The sequence below is a fragment of the Plantactinospora siamensis genome (assembly GCF_042434095.1).
Classification (GTDB): Bacteria; Actinomycetota; Actinomycetes; order Mycobacteriales; family Micromonosporaceae; genus KBS50.
Genome location: NZ_JBHLUE010000036.1, coordinates 131,142 through 149,244, shown reverse-complemented (window position 1 = coordinate 149,244; position 18,103 = coordinate 131,142). Strand labels below are relative to the sequence as shown.

Sequence of the window (18,103 nt, the reverse complement as noted above, 5' to 3'; positions counted from 1 at the left end):
TTCTCGCGAGGGTGGCTTCCGTGGTGGCGACCGTCAGGGTGGCTTCCGTGGCGGGGATCGTCGCGAGGGCGGCTACCAGGACCGGGGTCCGCGTGAGGGCGGCTTCCGCGGCGGCGATCGTCAGCAGGGCGGCTCCCGCGAGGGTGGCTTCCGCGGTGGCGACCGTCAGGGCGGCTTCCGTGGCGGGGATCGTCGCGAGGGCGGCTACCAGGACCGGGGTCCGCGTGAGGGTGGCTTCCGTGGCGGTGACCGCCGTGAGGGTGGTTACCAGGACCGGGGCTCCCGTGAGGGTGGCTTCCGTGGCGGTGACCGCCGTGAGGGTGGTTACCAGGACCGGGGTCCGCGTGAGGGCGGCTTCCGAGGTGGGGGCCGTCGCGAGGGTGGTTACCAGGACCGGGGTCCGCGTGAGGGCGGCTTCCGAGGTGGGGACCGTCGCGAGGGTGGTTACCAGGACCGGGGTCCGCGTGAGGGCGGCTTCCGCGGCGGCGACCGCCGCGAGGGCGGTTACCGCGGCAGCGATCGTCAGCACGGCGGCTCCCGCGAGGGCGGCTTCCGCGGTGGCGATCGTCAGCAGGGCGGTTCCCGTGAGGGCGGTTTCCGTGGTGGCGACCGTCAGGGTGGCTTCCGGGGTGGGGACCGCCGTGAGGGCGGTTACCAGGACCGGGGCACCCGTGAGGGCGGCTTCCGCGGTGGCGATCGTCAGCAGGGCGGTTCCCGTGAGGGCGGCTTCCGCGGCGGCGACCGTCAGGGTGGCTTCCGTGGCGGGGATCGTCGCGAGGGCGGCGGTTACCAGGACCGGGGTCCGCGTGAGGGCGGTTTCCGTGGCGGCGACCGTCGCGAGGGCGGTTACCGAGGCGGCGATCGTCAGCAGGACGGCTCCCGCGAGGGTGGCTTCCGTGGCGGGGACCGCCGTGAGGGCGGCTTCCGGGGTGGGGACCGTCGCGAGGGTGGTTACCAGGACCGGGGTCCGCGTGAAGGTGGTTCCCGGGGTGGGGACCGTCGCGAGGGCGGTTACCAGGACCGGGGCCAGCGTGAGGGTGGCTTCCGGGGTGGGGACCGTCGCGAGGGCGGTTACCAGGACCGGGGTCCGCGTGAGGGCGGCTTCCGCGGCGGCGACCGCCGCGAGGGTGGCTTCCGCGACCGGGACCGCCGGGACCGGGACGCCGGACCGGCGCGCTCCGATCGTCCCGGCCCGGCCGAGGGCGCGGACCAGGGCCCGGCCGCTCCGGCCCTGCCGGACGAGATCAAGGCCACTGACCTCGACACCGAGGTACGGGCCGAACTCCTCTCGCTGGCGAAGCCGGTGGCCGAGACCGTGGCCCGACACCTCGTCGCGGCGGGTCAGCTGATCGAGGACGCTCCGGAGGAGGCGCTGGCGCACGCGATCGCGGCGCGCCGGCTGGCCTCCCGGATCGCCGCCGTTCGCGAGGCCGTGGGGCTCACCGCGTACCACGCGGGCGAGTGGCAGACCGCGATCGCCGAGCTGCGGACGTACCACCGGATGAGCGGACGGCAGACGCACCTGGCCGTGATCGCGGACAGCGAGCGGGCGCTGGGCCGGCCGGAACGGGCGGTCGACCTCTTCCGCGGCGCGGACCGGGCGGCGCAGGACCAGGCCGGCGCCATCGAGCTGCTGATCGTCGCGGCGGGTGCCCGGGCAGACATGGGCCAGGGCGACGCGGCCGTGGCCATGCTCCAGGTCCGGGAGCTCACCGCCGAGCCGGTACGGCCGTGGACGGCCCGTCTCCGGTACGCGTACGCGGACGCGCTGCTGGCCGTGGGGCGGCGGGACGAGGCTCGGGAATGGTTCGCGCGGGCCGCCGAGGCGGACGAGGAGTCCGAGACGGACGCGGCCGAGCGGCTGCTCGAGCTCGACGGCGTGGTGCTGGAGGGCGACGAGGACGAGGACGACGATCACGCCGACGCCGACGCCGACGCCGACGCCGACGCCGACGCCGACGATGCCGACGAGGCCGACGCCGAGGACGCGGACGCGGATGACCACTACGACGACCATGAGGACGACGACGAGGCCGACGTCGAGGACGACGACGAGGCCGACGTCGAGGACGACGACTTGGCTGACGACGAGGACGACGACTTGGCTGACGACGAGGACGACGACCGGGCGGAGGACGACGACCGGGCTGAGGACCGCGCCGAGCCGATCGACCCGGATGGTGAGCCGGACCATCGGGACGCCGCGCCCGGTAGCGGCGAGCCGGACCCGGCCGGTGCCGAGCGGCCGCGTACCGACGGCCCCGCGGCTCCGTGACCGGCTCCGCGGGCGGCCGGCTGGTCGACGGGTATGCGCTGGTCGTCTTCGACCTGGACGGCGTGATCTACCTGATCGACCGGCCGATTCCCGGCGCTGCCGAGGCGGTCGGTCGGCTGCGGGACGAGGGCGTCGGCTTCACCTACGTGACCAACAACGCCTCCCGCCGGTCCGCCGAGGTGGCCGAACTGCTCACCGGAATGGGCGTACCGGCGCGCGCCGAGGAGGTGCTCACCTCGGCGGGCGCGGCCGCCGCGCTGCTGGCCGAGCGGCTGCCGGCCGGCGCCCCCGTGCTGGTGGTGGGGGCGGACGCCCTGCGCGCCGAGGTGGCGGCCGCCGGTCTCACCCCGGTCACCGGGGCTGAGGACAAGCCGACCGCGGTGGTGCAGGGGTACGGGCCGCAGGTCGGCTGGCGGGAGCTTGCCGAGGCGGCGGTGGCGGTACGCGCCGGCGCGCTCTGGGTGGCCACCAACACCGACCGGACGCTGCCCAGCCCGCGGGGGCCGCTGCCCGGCAACGGGTCCCTGGTGGCCGCGTTGCGTACCGCGCTGGACCGGGAGCCCGACGCGGTGGTCGGCAAGCCGGAGCCGGCCCTGTTCGGTACGGCGGCCGCGCGGGCCGGCGGCCCGGTGCTGGCGGTCGGCGACCGGCTGGACACCGACATCGAGGGCGCCCGGCGAGCGGGCCTGGACAGCCTGCTGGTCCTCACCGGCGTGAGCGGGGCGGCGGACCTGTTGAGCTGCCCGCCCTCGGCCCGCCCCACCTACGTGGCGACGGATCTGGGCGGCCTCTTCGATGCCGACCGGACGGTCCGGCTGCCCGACCCGTCCGGCGCCGCCGTCGACGGCACCGACGTCGACGGCGCCGAGGCCGACGGCGCCGAGGCGCACGCCGCCGCCAAGGCGCAGGGCGGCAAGAGCAACAGCGCCGGGAGCGACGGCCCGGCGGACCCCAGCGCGACGGGCGACGGGTCGGCCGGGAACGACCGGAGCTGGCGGGTGCGCGTGGCCGACGGCACGGCGGAGCTGGCCGGCTCGGGACGGCCGCTGGCCGCCCTGCGCGCACTCTGCGCGGCGGCCTGGTCCGGGACGCCGATCACGGCCGTCCGGCCGGTGGGTGCGGACGCCCGCCGGGCTGCGGCGGAGCTGTCGCTGCCGGCCCCCGACGGCGGGTCGGACTGACCGCTCCGGCCGTGGGGCCGTCGCCGCCCTTGCGCGGCGGTCGCCGCGGGTGCGGTCGTCGGCCGTCGAACCCGGCCGGCGGACAGGACCGACCGTCGCCCGGACTTCGCCCCAGCTCGGTCGCCCTCGTGCGGCCCGGGCTAGAGGAGCTTGCGCAGCTTCAGCAGGTCGAACGGGTTGGCGCTGATCGAGATCCGGCGGGCGGCGAGAGCCTTCGGCACGTCCAGTTCGCCGCGAACCAGCGCGAGCAGATCGTCGCTGGTGGTGCTGAGCGCCACCTTGGCCTTCGGATCATCGCCGTCGGCGAGGTCCAGCAGGCGACCGTCCCGCAGCCGCCCGTGGAAGGCGGTTCGCAGGTCGGTGATCCGACAGGCGAGGGTGCGGTCCAGGTCGACCCGATCACGTACCCGGTCGGCGTTGGCGTCCAGCCGCGCCGCAAGATCGTGCAGCGCCTGCCGGCACTCGTCAACGCTGGCCACCGTCCGCTCCCTCCGTCGACCCGCCTCGCCGTCTCCTCGCGGGTGGGCGGCACGATCGCTAACCGGCACCGTACCGCACACCGGCGGGCGCAAGCGCCCGGTAGCGTGACAGCCGGAGCAGACACATCTGGAGAGGATTCGGGCATGCAGGACGCGTGGCGGGCCTACCTGGAGATGGCGCTCGGCCTGACCGAGTCGTCCCGGCGGCGGGCGCAGACCGCGGTGCGCCGGGCGGTGGGTCAGGGCGGAGCGACGGCGACGCAGTTGCAGTCCCTCGCCGAGGAGCTGTTCGCGACCGGCCTGGGCAACCGGGAGGCGCTGGCCAAGCTCGTCCGGTTCGAGGTGGATCGGGCCCTGGGCGCGGTCGGGCTCGCGACGGCCGAGGAGGTCGCCGAGCTGACCGCCCGGGTACACCAGCTCGAGGCGGAGCTGCGGACGGCGCGCGGCGGGTCCGGCACGGCCCCGGCCGCGAGCGCCATGACCCCGCAGACGGCCGCCCCGAGCAGCCTGGCGAAGAAGGCCGTCGCCAAGAAGGCCGTCGCCAAGAAGGCCGTCGCCAAGAAGGCGGTCGCGAAGGAGGCGGTGGCCAAGCAGGCCGTCGCTAAGAAGGCCCTGGCCAGGAAGGCCGGCCCGGCGAGGGCCGGCGCGGCCGGTACGGCCCCGGCCGGCGCGGCGTCGACCGCCCCGGGCGCGGCGTCGACCGCCCCCGGCGCGGCATCGGCTGCCCCGACCGCCCCGGGCGCGACGTCGACAGCGTCGACCGCCCAGAGCGCGGCGTCGACCGCTCGGGGAGCGGCCCCGGCCGGGAACAGCTCGGTCGAACCCATCCGGCCCGGTCCGGCCCCGGCCGACCGCGGGTCGGCGCCGCGCGCCAAGCGGGTGGACGCCAAGCGGCTGCCCCCGACGCCGGCCCGCAAGGCGACCGCCCGGAACCAGCCGCCGCCCCCGGCGGCGTGACCAGCGCAGAGAGGTGCCCGTGAACAACGCCGACCGCCCCGGTCCCCGACCGGGCCCGCCGCGTCCCGCGCCGCCGCGCCCGGCGCCCGCACCCGGCATGCCCGGCCCCGGCCGGCTGCCCTTCACCGGCGGCGCCCCGACCGGCGGCGCCCCGACCGGCGGCGCCCCGACCGGCGGCGCCCCGACCGGTGGCGGAACGACCGGGGGCGGAACGACCGGGGGCGGAGTGACCGGCGGCGGAACGACCGGCGGCGGAGCGACCGGAGGTGCCCGCACCGGGGCCGTCGGGAGCGGCGGCGGGGAGGGTCCGGAGCCGACTCATCCGGCCGTGGACGCGGCGCTGCGCGGCATCACCAACGCGGCCGAGCTGTCCCCGGCGGACCAGATCGCGCAGTACGAGGCCGCGCTACAGACCCTGCAGGAGACGCTGGCCGGCATCGACCAGAGCTGAGAGGCTGGCGGGGGCAGCACGGCCCCACGCCGCCCGGGCCCGGCCGGTCGGCCGCGAGCCCGCCCCGACCACCCGCCTACCCCGTACCGGAGAGTCCCCGCCCGATGGCACGTCGCACCCGACTCGACGCCGAACTGGTCCGCCGCGGCCTGGCCCGCTCCCGCGAGCAGGCGGCGGGCCTGGTCGACGCCGGCCGCGTCCAGGTCCGCGGCCAGGTGGCCCGCAAGGTGGCCGCCATGGTCGACCCGGCCGACCCGGTCCGGGTCCTCGGCGCCGACCCGGGCACCGAATACGTCTCCCGGGGCGGTCACAAGCTGGCCGGCGCGCTGGCCGCGTTCGGGCCGGCGGGCCTGCGGGTGACCGGCCGGCGCTGCCTGGACGCCGGCGCCTCCACCGGCGGGTTCACCGACGTGCTGCTGCGGGCCGGTGCGGCCGAGGTGGTGGCGGTGGACGTCGGGTACGGGCAACTGGCGTGGTCGCTCCGGGGGGACGCGCGGGTGCGGGTCTTCGAGCGGACGAACGTGCGGACCCTCGCGCCGGAGACCATCGGCGGACCGGTCCAGGTGACCGTGGCGGATCTGTCGTTCATCTCGCTGCGGCTGGTGCTTCCGGCCCTGGCCGCCTGCACGGCGGCGGACGGCGACCTCGCGCTCATGGTGAAGCCGCAGTTCGAGGTGGGCCGCGAGCGGGTCGGCGCCGGGGGCGTGGTCCGGGATCCGGGGCTGCGCGCCGAGGCGGTGCTCGACGTGGCGGCCGCGGCGGCGGGCCTCGGCCTCGGCCTGGCGGGGGTGACCGCCAGCCCGCTGCCCGGGCCGAGCGGGAACGTCGAATTCTTCGTATGGTTGCGCCGCGGAGCGCCTGCCGCGGACGCGGAGCGGGTACGGGAGGTTGTCGCGGCCGGTCCCGCCGGACCCGGGGCGACGGCGGCGGAGTAGACCTGAAGGGTACGGCGACGTGGGGGACCCGCGTGGCTGCGGCGACGAAGGAGAGCTGGTGGGCCGGACCGCACTGCTGGTGACGCACACCGGGCGGCGGCGTAACACCGAGCATGCTCGGGCGGTGGCGGCCGACCTCATCGAGGCCGGCTTCGAGGTGCGGGTGGTGGCCGAGGAGGCCGAGGACCTGGACCTGGAGGGGATGGTGCCGGTCAGTGGGACCGGCGCGGCCGAGGGCGCCGAGATCGTCTTTGCGCTCGGTGGGGACGGCACGTTCCTGCGGGCCGCCGAGCTGGCCCGGCCGGCCGGGGCGCCGCTGCTGGGGATCAACCTGGGCAAGGTGGGCTTCCTGGCTGAGGCCGAGATCGGCGATCTGGACCGGGCGGTCCGGGACGTCGTCGAGCGGGACTACACGGTGGACGAGCGGCTCACCCTCGACGTACGGGCCGAGGTGGACGGCGGGCCGGTCATCGAGTCCTGGGCGTTGAACGAGGTGAGCGTCGAGAAGGGCCAGCGGGCCCAGATGCTGGAGCTGATGGTCGATGTGGACGGCCGCCCGCTGTCCCGGTACGGCTGCGACGGGGTGGTCTGCGCCACGCCCACCGGCTCCACCGCGTACGCCTTCTCGGCCGGCGGGCCGGTCGTCTGGCCGGAGGTGCAGGCGCTGCTGCTGGTGCCGATCAGCGCGCACGCGCTGTTCAGCCGGCCGCTGGTGACCGCGCCCACATCGACGTTCGCCATCACGGTCGACCCGTACACGACGCTCGCGGTGCTGTGCTGCGACGGCCGGCGGGTGTACGACCTGCCGCCCGGCGCCCGGGTGAGCGTGCAGCGCGGCCACCTGCCGGTCCGGATCGTCCGGCTGCGCCCCCGGCCCTTCACCGACCGGCTGGTGGCCAAGTTCGGGCTGCCCGTGCAGGGCTGGCGGGGCAACCAGCGCTGAGCCGTGACGGCCGGGCGCGGTCCGGCGCGACGCGCACGGCCGGTCTGCCGAGTGGTCAAGTGTCGGCGCTCGCTACTACTGTCGGTGGCTGTGTTGGACGAGCTTCGCATCACCGGGCTGGGCGTCATCGAGGACACGACCCTGCCGTTGACCGGCGGCATGAACGTCATCACGGGCGAGACCGGCGCGGGCAAGACCATGGTGGTGACCGGCCTGGGCCTGCTGTTCGGGGGTCGGGCGGACGCCGGTCGGGTCCGGGCACAGCCCGGGCGGGCGCTGGTGGAGGGCCGGCTGCGGCTGGCCGAGCCGGTCGCCACGGGCGTGCACACCCGGATCACCGACGCTGGTGGCGAGCCCGACGAGGACGGGTCGGTGCTGCTGAGCCGGACGGTGACCGTGGAGGGCCGGTCCCGGGCCCACGTTGGCGGTCGCAGCATGCCGGTGTCGATGCTCGCCGAGATCGGCGAGCGGGTCGTCGCGGTGCACGGCCAGTCCGACCAGCTGCGCCTGCTGCGGCCGGCCGAGCAGCGCGCCGCGCTGGACCGGTTCGCCGGCCCGGAGCACGAGAAGCTGCTGTCCGCCGTGCGGGACGCGTTCGCGCAGTGGCGGCGGGTCTCCGACGACTTGGCGGACCGCCGGCGGAACGCCCGGGAGCGCAACCAGGAGGCCGATCTGCTGCGGCTGGGCCTGGACGAGATCAGCCGGGTCGACCCGCAGCCGGGGGAGGACGACGACCTCAAGCAGGAGGCGCAGCGGCTGGAGCACGCCGAGGGCCTGCGCACGGCGGCCCAGGTGGCCTACCAGTGCGTGGCCGGCTCGGGCGAGGCCATGGACGAGACGCCGGACGTCACGGGACTGCTCGGCACCGCCCGGCGCACCCTGGAGGCCCAGTCGGGGGTGGACCAGGCGCTCGGTGAGCTGGCGGCGCGGCTGGAGGAGGCCGCCACGCTGGTCGGCGACGTCTCGGCCGAGCTGTCGGCATACCTGGCGGCGCTGGACGCCGACCCGGCCCGGCTGCAGACCGTGTACGAGCGCCGGGCCGCGCTGCGCGCGCTGACCCGCAAGTACGCCGACGACGTGGACGGGGTCATCGAGTGGGCCGAGCGGGCCCGGACGCGACTGTCCGACTTGGACACCTCGGATGAGCTGCTCGAGGAGCTGGACAGGGAGCGGCAGCGGCTGGCCGGTGAGGTGGCCGAGCTGGCCGCGCGGCTGTCCGCCTCGCGCCGGGAGGCGGCCGCCCGGTTCGCCGACCAGGTGACCGTCGAGCTGGCCGGGCTGGCCATGCCGCACGCCCGGATCGAGGTGGCGGTGCTGCCGCGTACTCCGGGCCGGGGTGAGCCGACGCTGCGGGTCGACGACGCCGAGGTCGGGGTGGCCGCGGACGGGGTGGACGAGGTCGAGCTGCGCCTCCTGGCGCACCCGGGCGCGCCGTCGTTGCCGCTGCAGCGCGGCGCCTCCGGCGGCGAGCTGTCCCGGGTGATGCTGGCCATCGAGGTGGTCTTCGCCGGCTCGGGTGGGCCGCCAACCCTGGTGTTCGACGAGGTGGACGCGGGCGTGGGCGGCCAGGCGGCGGTGGAGATCGGCCGCCGGCTGGCCCGGCTGGCCCGCAGCCACCAGGTGCTGGTGGTCACCCACCTGCCGCAGGTCGCGGCGTTCGCCGACCGGCACCTCGTGGTGGCCAAGGACACCGGTGGCGCGGTGACCACCAGCGGGGTGCATGTGGTGGAGGACACCGAGCGGGCCCGGGAGCTGGCCCGGATGTTGGCCGGTTTGCCGGATTCCGACCTCGGTATCGCGCATGCCGAGGAGCTGCTGGCCGTCGCGGCCCGGGAGCGGCGGGGCTGAGGCCGGGGCCCATCCGATCTGTGACCTGGGTCATAACCGGGTCGAAACCGGGTGGTACCAGGTGTGGCGAGGCCCCGATCGGGGCATGTCGGCCATGGAAACTCGGCTTCGCATGCCAGGATGGTGGCGATGCGTCTACCCACGTTGCGCCGCTCCCGGTCCGCGGAACCGGGGATCGTGGTCGGCACCGCCCGCCTGGACCGCCGGACCAAGCGTCTGGTGGGTCGCCTGCGCCCGGGCGACGTCGCGGTGATCGACCACGTCGACCTGGACCGGGTGGCCGCCGACTCGCTGGTGGCGGTCGGCGTGGCGGCCGTGCTCAACGCGAAGCCGTCTGTGTCCGGCCGCTACCCGAATCTCGGCCCCGAGGTGCTGATCGGCGCCGGCATCCCGTTGGTGGACGACCTCGGCGAGAGCGTCTTCCAGCAGGTCCACGAGGGCGACACCGTCCGGGTGGACGGCAACACCGTGCTGGTGAACGACGAGCCGGTGGCGCACGGGACCCGGCAGGACGCCGAGTCGGTGGCCAAGGCCATGGCGGACGCCCGGGAGGGGCTGTCGGTCCAGCTCGAGGCGTTCGCGGCCAACACCATGGACTACCTCAAGCAGGAACGGGACCTGCTGCTGGACGGCGTGGGCGTACCCGACATCGACACCCACATCCGGGGCCGGCACTGCCTCATCGTGGTGCGGGGCTACGACTACAAGGCCGACCTGGACGTGCTGCGCCCGTACATCCGCGAGTTCAAGCCGGTGCTGATCGGCGTGGACGGCGGCGCCGACGCGCTGGTGGAGGCGGGCTACACCCCCGACATGATCGTCGGCGACATGGATTCGGTCACCGACGACGTGCTGCGGTGCGGTGCCGAGGTGATCGTGCACGCCTACCCGGACGGCCGAGCGCCCGGCCTGGAGCGGGTGCACTCGCTGGGCGTCAGCGCGCAGACCTTCCCGGCCGCGGCCACCAGCGAGGACCTCGCCATGCTGCTCGCGGACGGCAAGGGCGCCTCGCTGATCGTCGCGGTCGGCACCCACGCCACGCTCGTCGAGTTCCTCGACAAGGGCCGCGGCGGGATGGCCTCCACCTTCCTGACCCGGCTCAAGGTGGGCGGCAAGCTGGTCGACGCCAAGGGGGTGAGCCGGCTCTACCGGCAGAGCATCTCCGGCTCATCGCTGCTGCTCCTCGTGCTCTCCGCCGTCGCGGCCATGGCGTCCGCGGTGGCGGTCTCCACGGTCGGCAAGGCCTATCTCGGGCTGGTTTCCGAGTGGTGGGACAATTTGGTCTTCCAGCTCGGGCAACTCTTCTCCTGAGGCCGACGATCAAGAGGCTGCGGTGTGATTAATTTCCGGTACCACGTGGTGTCCCTGACGGCGGTGTTCCTGGCGCTGGCCATCGGCCTCGTCGTCGGCACGGCGGCGCTGAACGGCGAGGTGGCCGACTCGTTGAGCAACAACGTGGCCGCGCTGCGCAAGGACAACTCCCAGCTGCGGCAGAAGGTCGACAGCCTGCAGGACGAGGTGAACCGCGAGGAGGACTTCGCCCGGGACACCGCGCCCATGCTGCTGACCGGCAAGCTGACCGGGCGCCGGGTGCTGCTGGTCACCCTGCCCAGCGGCCGGGACCACGTCGACGGGGTCACCGACATGCTGCGGATGTCCGGGGCCACCATCACCGGCCGGGTCGACGTGCAGGACAAGTTCGTCGATCCAAACAACGGGGTGACGCTGCTGGAGCTCGCCGCCAAGGCGGCCCGGCCGAGCATCCCGGCCAGCTCGCTGCCGGGCAACAGCGACGGGGTGGAGACCACCAGCGCCCTCTGGGCCGCGGCGCTGCTGGACCGGCCCGGCGCGCCCGCGGTGAGCGAGGCCGACCGCCGCGCCGTGCTGTCCACGTACACGACGGCCGGCTACATCACGGTCAGCGACAAGCTGACCAGTCCCGCCGAGGCCGTGGTGGTGGTCAGCGGGCAGCCGTACATCGACCGGGACTCGGCCAAGAAGGACCAGTCGGTGGTCACCATGACCACGCAGTTCGACCGGGCCGGGGTGGCGGTGGTGGCCGGCAGCGGCACCAGCGCCGGCAACGTGGTCAGCGCGGTGCGGGACGACGCGGCGCTGTCCAAGACCGTCTCGACGGTCGACAACTCCACCACCGTGCAGGGCCAGGTGGTGACCGCGCTGGCGGTCATCGAGCAGATCACCGTGCGCAAGGCCGGCCAGTACGGGCTGGGCACCGGCGCCACCTCCCCGGTCCCCAACATCCCCGCACAGTGAGCGCGAGGAGTGAGCGAGCGCAGCGAGTGAGCCCCGCAGTCGCGAACAAGGCCGGAACAGTGAGCGCGAGGAGTGAGCGAGCGCAGCGAGTGAGCCCCGCAGTCGCGAACAAGGCCGGCACAGTGAGCGCCCGGTCTCTTCCGCGGCGGCTGGCGGCGGCCGCCGCCGGCGCCGTGCTGGCCCGCACGGCGCTGCGGGCGGTCGGCGGATCCCGGCACGCGGCCGCGCTGTCCCGGACGAACTTCCACGGCCGGTCGGTGACGCTGGCGGCCGGGCCCGCCCTGGCCGCCGGGGCGGCCCTCGGCGCCGCCGCCGGGGCGCCCAGCGGGCCGGCCGCGGCAGCGGCCCTGGCCGCCGGGCTCGGCTCGGGCGCGGTCGGGCTGTACGACGACGTGGTGGGCGCCCGGCCCGAGCAGAAGGCCGACAAGGGCTTCGCCGGCCATCTGCGGGCGCTGTCCCAGGGTCGGGTCAGCAGCGGGCTCGTGAAGATCGCCGGCGTGGGGCTCTCCGGTCTGGCCGCTGCGGCGCTGCTCGCGGCCGATCCCGCGGTACGCCGGCACCCGCGCCGGTCCGGCGGCCCCGCGGCGCGCACCCTGGACGTGCTGCTCGGCGCCGGTGTGGTGGCCGGAACGGCCAACCTGATCAACCTGCTCGACCTGCGTCCCGGGCGTGCGGCCAAGGCCGCGCTGCTGGTCGGTGGTCCGCTCGCCGGGGGCCCGGCGGGCGGGCTGGTGGCCGGGCCGCTCGGCGCGACCGCCGCGCTGCTGCCAGCCGACCTCGACGAGCGGGTGATGCTCGGCGACAGCGGCGCCAACGCGCTTGGCGCGCTGCTCGGGGTCGCCCTCGCCGCCCGGACCGGGCCACGCGGCCGGGCCGCCGTGCTGGCCGGCCTGGTAGCGCTCACCGCGGCCAGCGAGAAGGTCAGCTTCACCCGCGTCATCCAGGCCACGCCGGTGCTGCGGGAGCTGGACGCGCTCGGCCGGCGGCCGACCAAACCGTGAGCGGCGCCGCGCCGCCGGGCGACACCGGCGCGCCGGGCCGCGCCGGCGGGATCCCGGACGCCGCCCCGGCCACCGCCGGGAACCCCGCCGCCGGGAACGCCGCCCCGGCCGCCGCCGGGAACCCCGCCGCCGGGAACCCCGCCGCCGGGAACCCCGCCCCGGCCGCCGGCGGGAACGCTGGACCGGCCGCGGTCGAGGGACCGGAGCCCGGCGCGGTCGAGGAAGCCAGGCCGGGAGCCGCAGTGGGGACCGCCGGCGCTGGGAAGGCCCGGCCGGCCGCGCTGGCGGGGCGGATCGCCGGCGCGGCCACCCTGATCGCCGTGCTCACCGTGGCCAGCCGGCTCGCCGGGTTCGGCCGGACCGTGGTGTTCCAGACCCTGGTCGCCGGTCCGGGCGGTCCGGGCCACGCCGGCGGCACCGACCTGGGCGCCATGTACGTGGTGTCCAACACCGTCCCCAACATCGTCTTCGAGATCGTCGCGGGCGGGGCGCTGGCCAGCCTCGTCGTACCGCTGCTCGCCGGCGCGGTCGAGGCGGGCGACCGCCGGACGGTGGCCCGGACCACCGGCGCGCTGCTCAGCTGGACGCTCACCCTGCTCGTCCCGCTGGCCGTGCTGGTGGCGCTGTTCGCCCACCCGATCACCGCGCTGCTCGCGGCCGGCCGGCCGGCCGCCCAGGTGGCGGCCGGGGCCAGCATGCTGCGGATCTTTGCCCCGCAACTGCCGCTGTACGGCATCGGGATCGTGCTGACCGGCGTGCTCCAGGCGCACCGCCGGTTCGCCTGGCCGGTGCTGGCCCCGCTGCTGTCCAGCGTCACCGTGATGGCGGCGTACGGGGCCTTCGCCGTCGCGGTCGGCCCCCGGGCCGGCATCGTGGCCGCGGGCCGGACCGGCCTGCTCATCCTCGCCGGCGGCACCACGGCCGGCGTGCTGGTGCTGTCCCTGTGCCTGCTCATCCCGCTCCGGTCGCTGCGGCTGCGCCCCCGGGCGGGCTACCGGTTCACCGGGGCCGCCCGCGCCACGGTGCTGCCGCTCGCGGTGGCCGGCGGGCTGACCGTGGCCGGCCAGCAGCTGGCGCTCGCCGTCACGATCAACCGGCTGGCCGCCGGGCCCACCGACGCGCCGGTCGTGTTCAACCTGGCCCAGACGATGTACCTGCTGCCGTGGGCGGTGCTCGCCGTCCCGCTCGCGGTGGCCGCGTACCCGACGCTGGCGGCCGCGCACGCCGGCCGGGACGAGCGGACGTACCGGGAGACGCTGGCGCCCACCACCCGGCGGGTGCTGCTGTTCAGCTGCCTCGGCGCGGCCGCGCTGGCCGCCACGGCCGCCCCGGTGGCCCGCTTCTTCGGCTACTCCGGCGCGCCGGCGGCGCTGGCCATCGCCGGGTTCGCGCCGGGACTGCTCGGGTACGGCCTGTTCGCGGTGCTCAGCCGCGCCCTGTACGCCCGCGGTGGCGCCCGGTCGGCGACCGTGGCCACCACCGTCGGTTGGCTGGTGGTGCTGGCGGCCACGGTCGGGTTCTCCGCGCTGTTCCCGGCCGACTACCGGGTCTTCGCGGTGGCGGCGGCCAACTCGCTCGGGATGCTGGTGATGGGCGCGCTGCTGGCCGTGGCCGTGGTCCGCACCGCCGGCGGGGCGGCGCTGCGCGGCCTGGCCCGTACCGCCGTGGTCGGTGTCGCGGCCGCGGCGGTCGCCACGGCCGGCGGCGCGGCGACGGCGTACGTGCTGGCCGGGACGTTGGCGGGCACCCCGGCGAAACCCGCCGCCGTCGTTCAGGGCATGCTGGCCGGAGTCGTCACGGGGGTGATGTTCTTCGCCGTCGCCTACCCGCTGGACCCGCACGACGTCCGGCGCCTGGTGCGCGCCCTCCGGCGGCGGCTGCCGGGCGGCCGGCCGCCCGGCGAACGACGAGCGACAGGGTGAGCGGGGAGGTGATCCGATGAACGCGTCCGGAGCGCCGACCCCGGGCTGGCCGGGCCGGGTGGCCCTGGTGCTCGCCTCGGCCACGGGCGGGGTGGGTCAGCACGTCGCCTCGCTGGCCCGTGGCCTGGTCGGCGCCGGCACCCGGGTGACGGTCTGCGGGCCCGCGGCCACCCAGGAGCAGTTCGACTTCATCGGCGCGGGCGCCGACTTCGTGGCCGTGGAGATCCCGGCCAGTCCCACCCCGGCCGACGCGACGGCCGTGGCCGCGCTGCGCCGGGCGCTGCCCGGCGTGGACATCCTGCATGCGCACGGGCTGCGCGCCGGGCTGGTGGCCACGCTCGCCCGTCCGACCCAGCCGCTCGTGGTGACCTGGCACAACGCGGTCCTCGCCGGTGGCCTGCGCGGCCGGCTGTCGAGGCTGGCGGAGCGGCTTGTGGCCCGCCGCGCCGACGTGGCGCTGGGCGCGTCGGCCGACCTGGTCGCCCGGGCGGCCGCGGCCGGCGCCCGGGACGCCCGGCTCGGCCCGGTCGCCGCCCCCGACCCCGCCCCGGCCCGCCGCGGCCGGGCGGCCGTGCGGGCCGAGTTCGCGGTGGCGGCCGACCAGCCGTTGATCGTGTCGGTGGGCCGGTTGCACCCGCAGAAGCGCTACGACCTGCTGGTGGCGGCCGCCGCGCGGTGGCGGGACCTGTCGCCGCCGCCGGTCGTGGTGATCGCCGGCAGCGGCCCGAGCTACCTCCAGCTGGCCGCGCAGGTGTCCGCCGTGCGCGCGCCGGTGAGCCTGCTCGGCCACCGTACGGATGTGCCGGACCTGCTGGCCGGGGCCGATCTCGCGGTGGTCACCAGCGACTGGGAGGCCCGCCAGCTGTTCGCCCAGGAGGCGTTGCGGGCCGGCGTACCGCTGGTGGCCACGGCCGTGGGTGGGGTTCCGGAGCTGGTGGGCGACGCCGCCGCGCTGGTGCCGCCGGGCGACGTCAACGCGGTGGACCGGGCGGTCCGGGAACTCCTGGCCGACCCGTCCCGCCGGGCCGAGCTGGCCCGCCGCGGCCCGGCCCGGGCCGCCACCTGGCCCACCGAGGCGGACGTGGTGGTCGCCGTGTCCCGGCTCTACGCCGAGCTCGCGCCCGTGACCGCCGGGTCCGAGCGGAGCGAGGAGCCGGCATGAGTGAGCGGAGCGAGCGAATCATCGGGCTCTGTGCGGGGGTGCCTCATGGCGGGTCCGAGCGGAGCGAGGAGCCGGCATGAGCGCCCGGCGACTCGTGCCGGCGGCGCTGACCGTGCTGGTCGTGGCGCTGGGCGCGGCGACCCTGCTGATCCGGCCGGCGTCCGGCGCCCCACCCACCCGGGCGGACTACGTGCTGATGGTCGGCGTGCCGGGGCTGCGCTGGGAGGACGTCAACCCGGACACCACCCCGACGCTGTGGCGGATGGCCGGCCGGGGGTCCATCGGCTCGCTGTCGGTGCGGTCGGCGCACGAACCCACCTGCCCGACGGACGGCTGGCTGACCCTCGGCGCGGGCAACTACGCCGGCTGGAGCGGCGACCGGGGCGCTGCGGGCTGCCCCCGGGCGGAGCCGGTGGTGGAACGGCCGGACGGGGTCGGCGCCAACCTGCCGGACCAGCGGTCCACCGTGCTCTACAACCAGGACAGGCTGCCCTGGGGGGCCGTGCCGGGCGCGCTGCCCGAGTCGGTGCGGTGCACCGTGGCGATCGGACCGGGCGCCGCGATCGCCGCGGCGCGCCCGTTCGGCCGGGTCGACCGGTACGAGCCCACGCTGCCCGCCGATCCGCGCGGCCTGCTGGCGTCGTGCGTGCTGAGCATCGTGGACCTGGGCACGATCCGCGGTGAGGACCCGACGGTACGCGCGGCCGCGGCCCGCCGCGCGGACGCGGCGCTGGCCACGGTCCTCGCGGCCCGTCCCGACCGGTCGTTGGTGCTGGTGGCCGGGGTGTCCGACACCGGCGAGGCGAGCCGGCTGCACGTGGCGGTGGCCGACGGTCCCGGCTGGGACGGCGGCTGGTTGACCTCGCCCAGCACGGGCCGGGACGGCTACCTGCAGCTCATCGACCTGGCGCCCACCGCGCTCACCGCGCTGGGCCGGCCGCTGCCGGAGCGGTTGTTCCGCGGCCAGGCCGCCACCACCGTGCCGAACCGCCCGACGGACCTGACCAGCGCCATCAGCCGGCCCGCGGACGCGGACGAGGAGGCGGGCGCGCAGCGGCGGGTGGCGGTCTGGTTCTTCGGGCTGCTGGCCGTCGCCGACTGCCTGCTGGCGCTGGCCGCGGTGCCGCTGCTGCGGCGGGCCCGCCGGGACGCCGGCCCCGGCGGCCCGGATCCGGCGCCCCGCTGGCTGGTGACCGCCACGGAGGTGCTGCTGGTGGCGGCGGCCCTGGCCATCCCGGCCGGGCTGGTGGCCGATGCGGTGCCCTGGTGGCGCACCGGGCATCCGGGCCTGGCGTTCGCGGGGGTCACGCTCGCGGTGCTGGCGGCGGCCACCGCCGGGGTCCGGTTCGCCCCCTGGTACGTCCGCACCCTCGGGCCGCTCGGCACGGTGGTGGGGCTGACCGCGCTGATCGTCGGGGCCGACGTGGTGACCGGGGCCCGGCTCCAGCTCAACGGCGTGACGGGATATTCGGCGCTGGCCGGCGGCCGGTACGCCGGGCTGGGCACGGTGGGTCTGGGCGTGTTCACCGCCGGGATCCTGCTGTCCGCCGCCTGCCTGGCCCAACGGCTCCGGCGTGGCTGGCGTCCGGTGGTGATGGTCTGCGTCGGCGGTCTGGGCGTGCTGGCGGTGGGCAGCCCGTACCTGGGCGCCGACCCGGTCGGCGCGGTGGCGCTGACCGCGGGGGTGTGCATCGCCGCGGCGGTCAGCACGGGCGGTTGGCTCACCCTCGGCCGGGTGGCGTGGGCCACGATCGCCGGACTCGCGGTCACCGCCCTGTTCGCGCTGATCGACGTACGCCGTCCGGCGGGGGAGCGCGGCGGCCTCGGCCGTTTCCTGGAGGCCCTCGGCGACGGCACCGGCGGAATGACCATCCACCGGTCCGGCGCGGCCAGCCTCGCGGCCCTCACCGGCAGCCCGCTGACGGCGCTGGCGCTGGTCGGCGCGGCCGTGGTGTGGTTCGCCCTGCTGCAGCCGTGGGGCGGCCTGAAGCGGCTGTTCGGCATCTACCCCGCGGTCCGGGCCGGGATGGCCGGCATTCCGGTGGCGGCCCTGCTGGCGGGTCTGCTCGGCGGCTCGGCGCTGAACGTGGCCGGAGCGGCCGCCGCGGTCACGGTGCCGATGGCCGCGCTGGCGGCGCTGCGCGTGCTCGACCACGCCGCCGACCGCACCCCGGCCGCCAGCGCCCTACCCGATGTGAGCGCCGACCGGCCCGCCGGTCCCGGCGCGGACGGGAACCCGGGCCCGGCGCCGGATCCGCGCGCGGGCTCAGGTCCAGGCTCGGACGCGGGCTCAGTTCCAGGGTCGGATGCGGGCTCAAATCCAGGGCCGGACGCGGGCTCAGGTCCAGGGTCGGACGCCGGCTCAGGTCCAGGGTCGGATCCGGACGCGGGCCCAGGTCCCGGGTCGGCGCCGCGTGCGGGCTCAGGTGCGGGGTCGGACGGCGGCCCAGGTGCGGTGTCGGATCCCGAGGCAGGCGTGGGCGTAGGTCCGGAGCCGGACCCGGACGCGGGTCAAGGCCCGGCAGCGGGCCCGCACGCGAGCGCCGACGCGGTCCGATCCGGCCGGCCCAGCTAGGGCGGGTGCCACAGCCCTGGCCGCTCGGACCGGCCCCTCCGGCCGGTCCCGGCCGGAGGTGTTACCGTGGAATCCCGTGGATCGCGTGATCACTTTGCCT

15 protein-coding genes are annotated in these 18,103 nt (G+C 76.5%); 13 read left to right on the top strand and 2 right to left on the bottom strand.

Annotated features, from left to right (window positions below; all coding sequences use genetic code 11):
- A partial coding sequence (locus tag ACFFHU_RS31615; protein ID WP_377344224.1) for a hypothetical protein occupies positions 1-1,327 on the bottom strand: 1,327 nt, incomplete at its 3' end.
- On the opposite strand from ACFFHU_RS31615, the gene ACFFHU_RS31610 reads away from it, so the two are divergent.
- Both ACFFHU_RS31610 and ACFFHU_RS31605 read left to right on the top strand, forming a co-directional pair.
- Entirely contained in the window at positions 1,304-2,275 is a 972-nt protein-coding gene (locus ACFFHU_RS31610; RefSeq protein ID WP_377344223.1) for a tetratricopeptide repeat protein, read from the top strand. The two genes, ACFFHU_RS31615 and ACFFHU_RS31610, sit on opposite strands and share 24 nt — an antisense overlap.
- Entirely contained in the window at positions 2,272-3,456 is a 1,185-nt protein-coding gene (locus ACFFHU_RS31605; protein ID WP_377344222.1) for an HAD-IIA family hydrolase, read from the top strand. The genes ACFFHU_RS31610 and ACFFHU_RS31605 overlap by 4 nt, the downstream gene beginning before the upstream one ends.
- Before the next feature lie 140 nt (positions 3,457-3,596).
- Here the strand turns inward: ACFFHU_RS31605 and ACFFHU_RS31600 are convergent, their stop codons facing one another.
- Positions 3,597-3,935: an SCP2 sterol-binding domain-containing protein gene (locus ACFFHU_RS31600; RefSeq protein WP_377344220.1), complete on the bottom strand. Its 339-nt coding sequence runs from the start codon at positions 3,933-3,935 to the stop codon at positions 3,597-3,599.
- Positions 3,936-4,079: 144 nt separating this feature from the next.
- Between ACFFHU_RS31600 and ACFFHU_RS31595 the strand changes: the two genes are divergently transcribed.
- The 11 genes from ACFFHU_RS31595 (at position 4,080) to ACFFHU_RS31545 (ending at position 18,003) form a co-directional block, all read left to right on the top strand.
- Positions 4,080-4,892 carry a phasin family protein gene (locus tag ACFFHU_RS31595; protein WP_377344219.1) on the top strand — a complete coding sequence of 271 codons (813 nt, stop codon included), beginning with the start codon at positions 4,080-4,082 and terminating at the stop codon, positions 4,890-4,892.
- Between the two features lie 19 nt (positions 4,893-4,911).
- Positions 4,912-5,343 carry a hypothetical protein gene (locus ACFFHU_RS31590; RefSeq protein WP_377344218.1) on the top strand — a complete coding sequence of 144 codons (432 nt, stop codon included), beginning with the start codon at positions 4,912-4,914 and terminating at the stop codon, positions 5,341-5,343.
- Positions 5,344-5,447: 104 nt separating this feature from the next.
- Positions 5,448-6,278 carry a TlyA family RNA methyltransferase gene (locus ACFFHU_RS31585; RefSeq protein ID WP_377344216.1) on the top strand — a complete coding sequence of 277 codons (831 nt, stop codon included), beginning with the start codon at positions 5,448-5,450 and terminating at the stop codon, positions 6,276-6,278.
- 58 nt (positions 6,279-6,336) lie between these two features.
- Entirely contained in the window at positions 6,337-7,221 is an 885-nt protein-coding gene (locus tag ACFFHU_RS31580; RefSeq protein WP_377344215.1) for an NAD kinase, read from the top strand.
- 90 nt (positions 7,222-7,311) lie between these two features.
- A complete protein-coding gene (gene recN, locus ACFFHU_RS31575) occupies positions 7,312-9,069 on the top strand; it encodes a DNA repair protein RecN (protein WP_377344214.1) in 1,758 nt (585 codons plus the stop codon).
- 129 nt (positions 9,070-9,198) lie between these two features.
- Complete coding sequence (gene steA / locus ACFFHU_RS31570; protein ID WP_377344213.1) at positions 9,199-10,380, top strand: putative cytokinetic ring protein SteA; 1,182 nt, start codon at positions 9,199-9,201, stop codon at positions 10,378-10,380.
- Between the two features lie 24 nt (positions 10,381-10,404).
- On the top strand, positions 10,405-11,343 hold the full coding sequence (locus ACFFHU_RS31565; RefSeq protein WP_377344212.1) for a copper transporter: 939 nt from the start codon (positions 10,405-10,407) through the stop codon (positions 11,341-11,343).
- 122 nt (positions 11,344-11,465) lie between these two features.
- Entirely contained in the window at positions 11,466-12,344 is an 879-nt protein-coding gene (locus ACFFHU_RS31560) for a hypothetical protein (protein WP_377344233.1), read from the top strand.
- 242 nt (positions 12,345-12,586) lie between these two features.
- Positions 12,587-14,266, top strand: a complete 1,680-nt coding sequence (gene murJ, locus ACFFHU_RS31555) for a murein biosynthesis integral membrane protein MurJ (protein WP_377344232.1) — start codon at positions 12,587-12,589, stop codon at positions 14,264-14,266.
- Between the two features lie 16 nt (positions 14,267-14,282).
- On the top strand, positions 14,283-15,428 hold the full coding sequence (locus ACFFHU_RS31550; protein WP_377344211.1) for a glycosyltransferase family 4 protein: 1,146 nt from the start codon (positions 14,283-14,285) through the stop codon (positions 15,426-15,428).
- A gap of 76 nt (positions 15,429-15,504) precedes the next feature.
- Positions 15,505-18,003: a hypothetical protein gene (locus tag ACFFHU_RS31545; RefSeq protein WP_377344210.1), complete on the top strand. Its 2,499-nt coding sequence runs from the start codon at positions 15,505-15,507 to the stop codon at positions 18,001-18,003.
- The last annotated feature ends 100 nt before the right edge of the window (positions 18,004-18,103 follow it).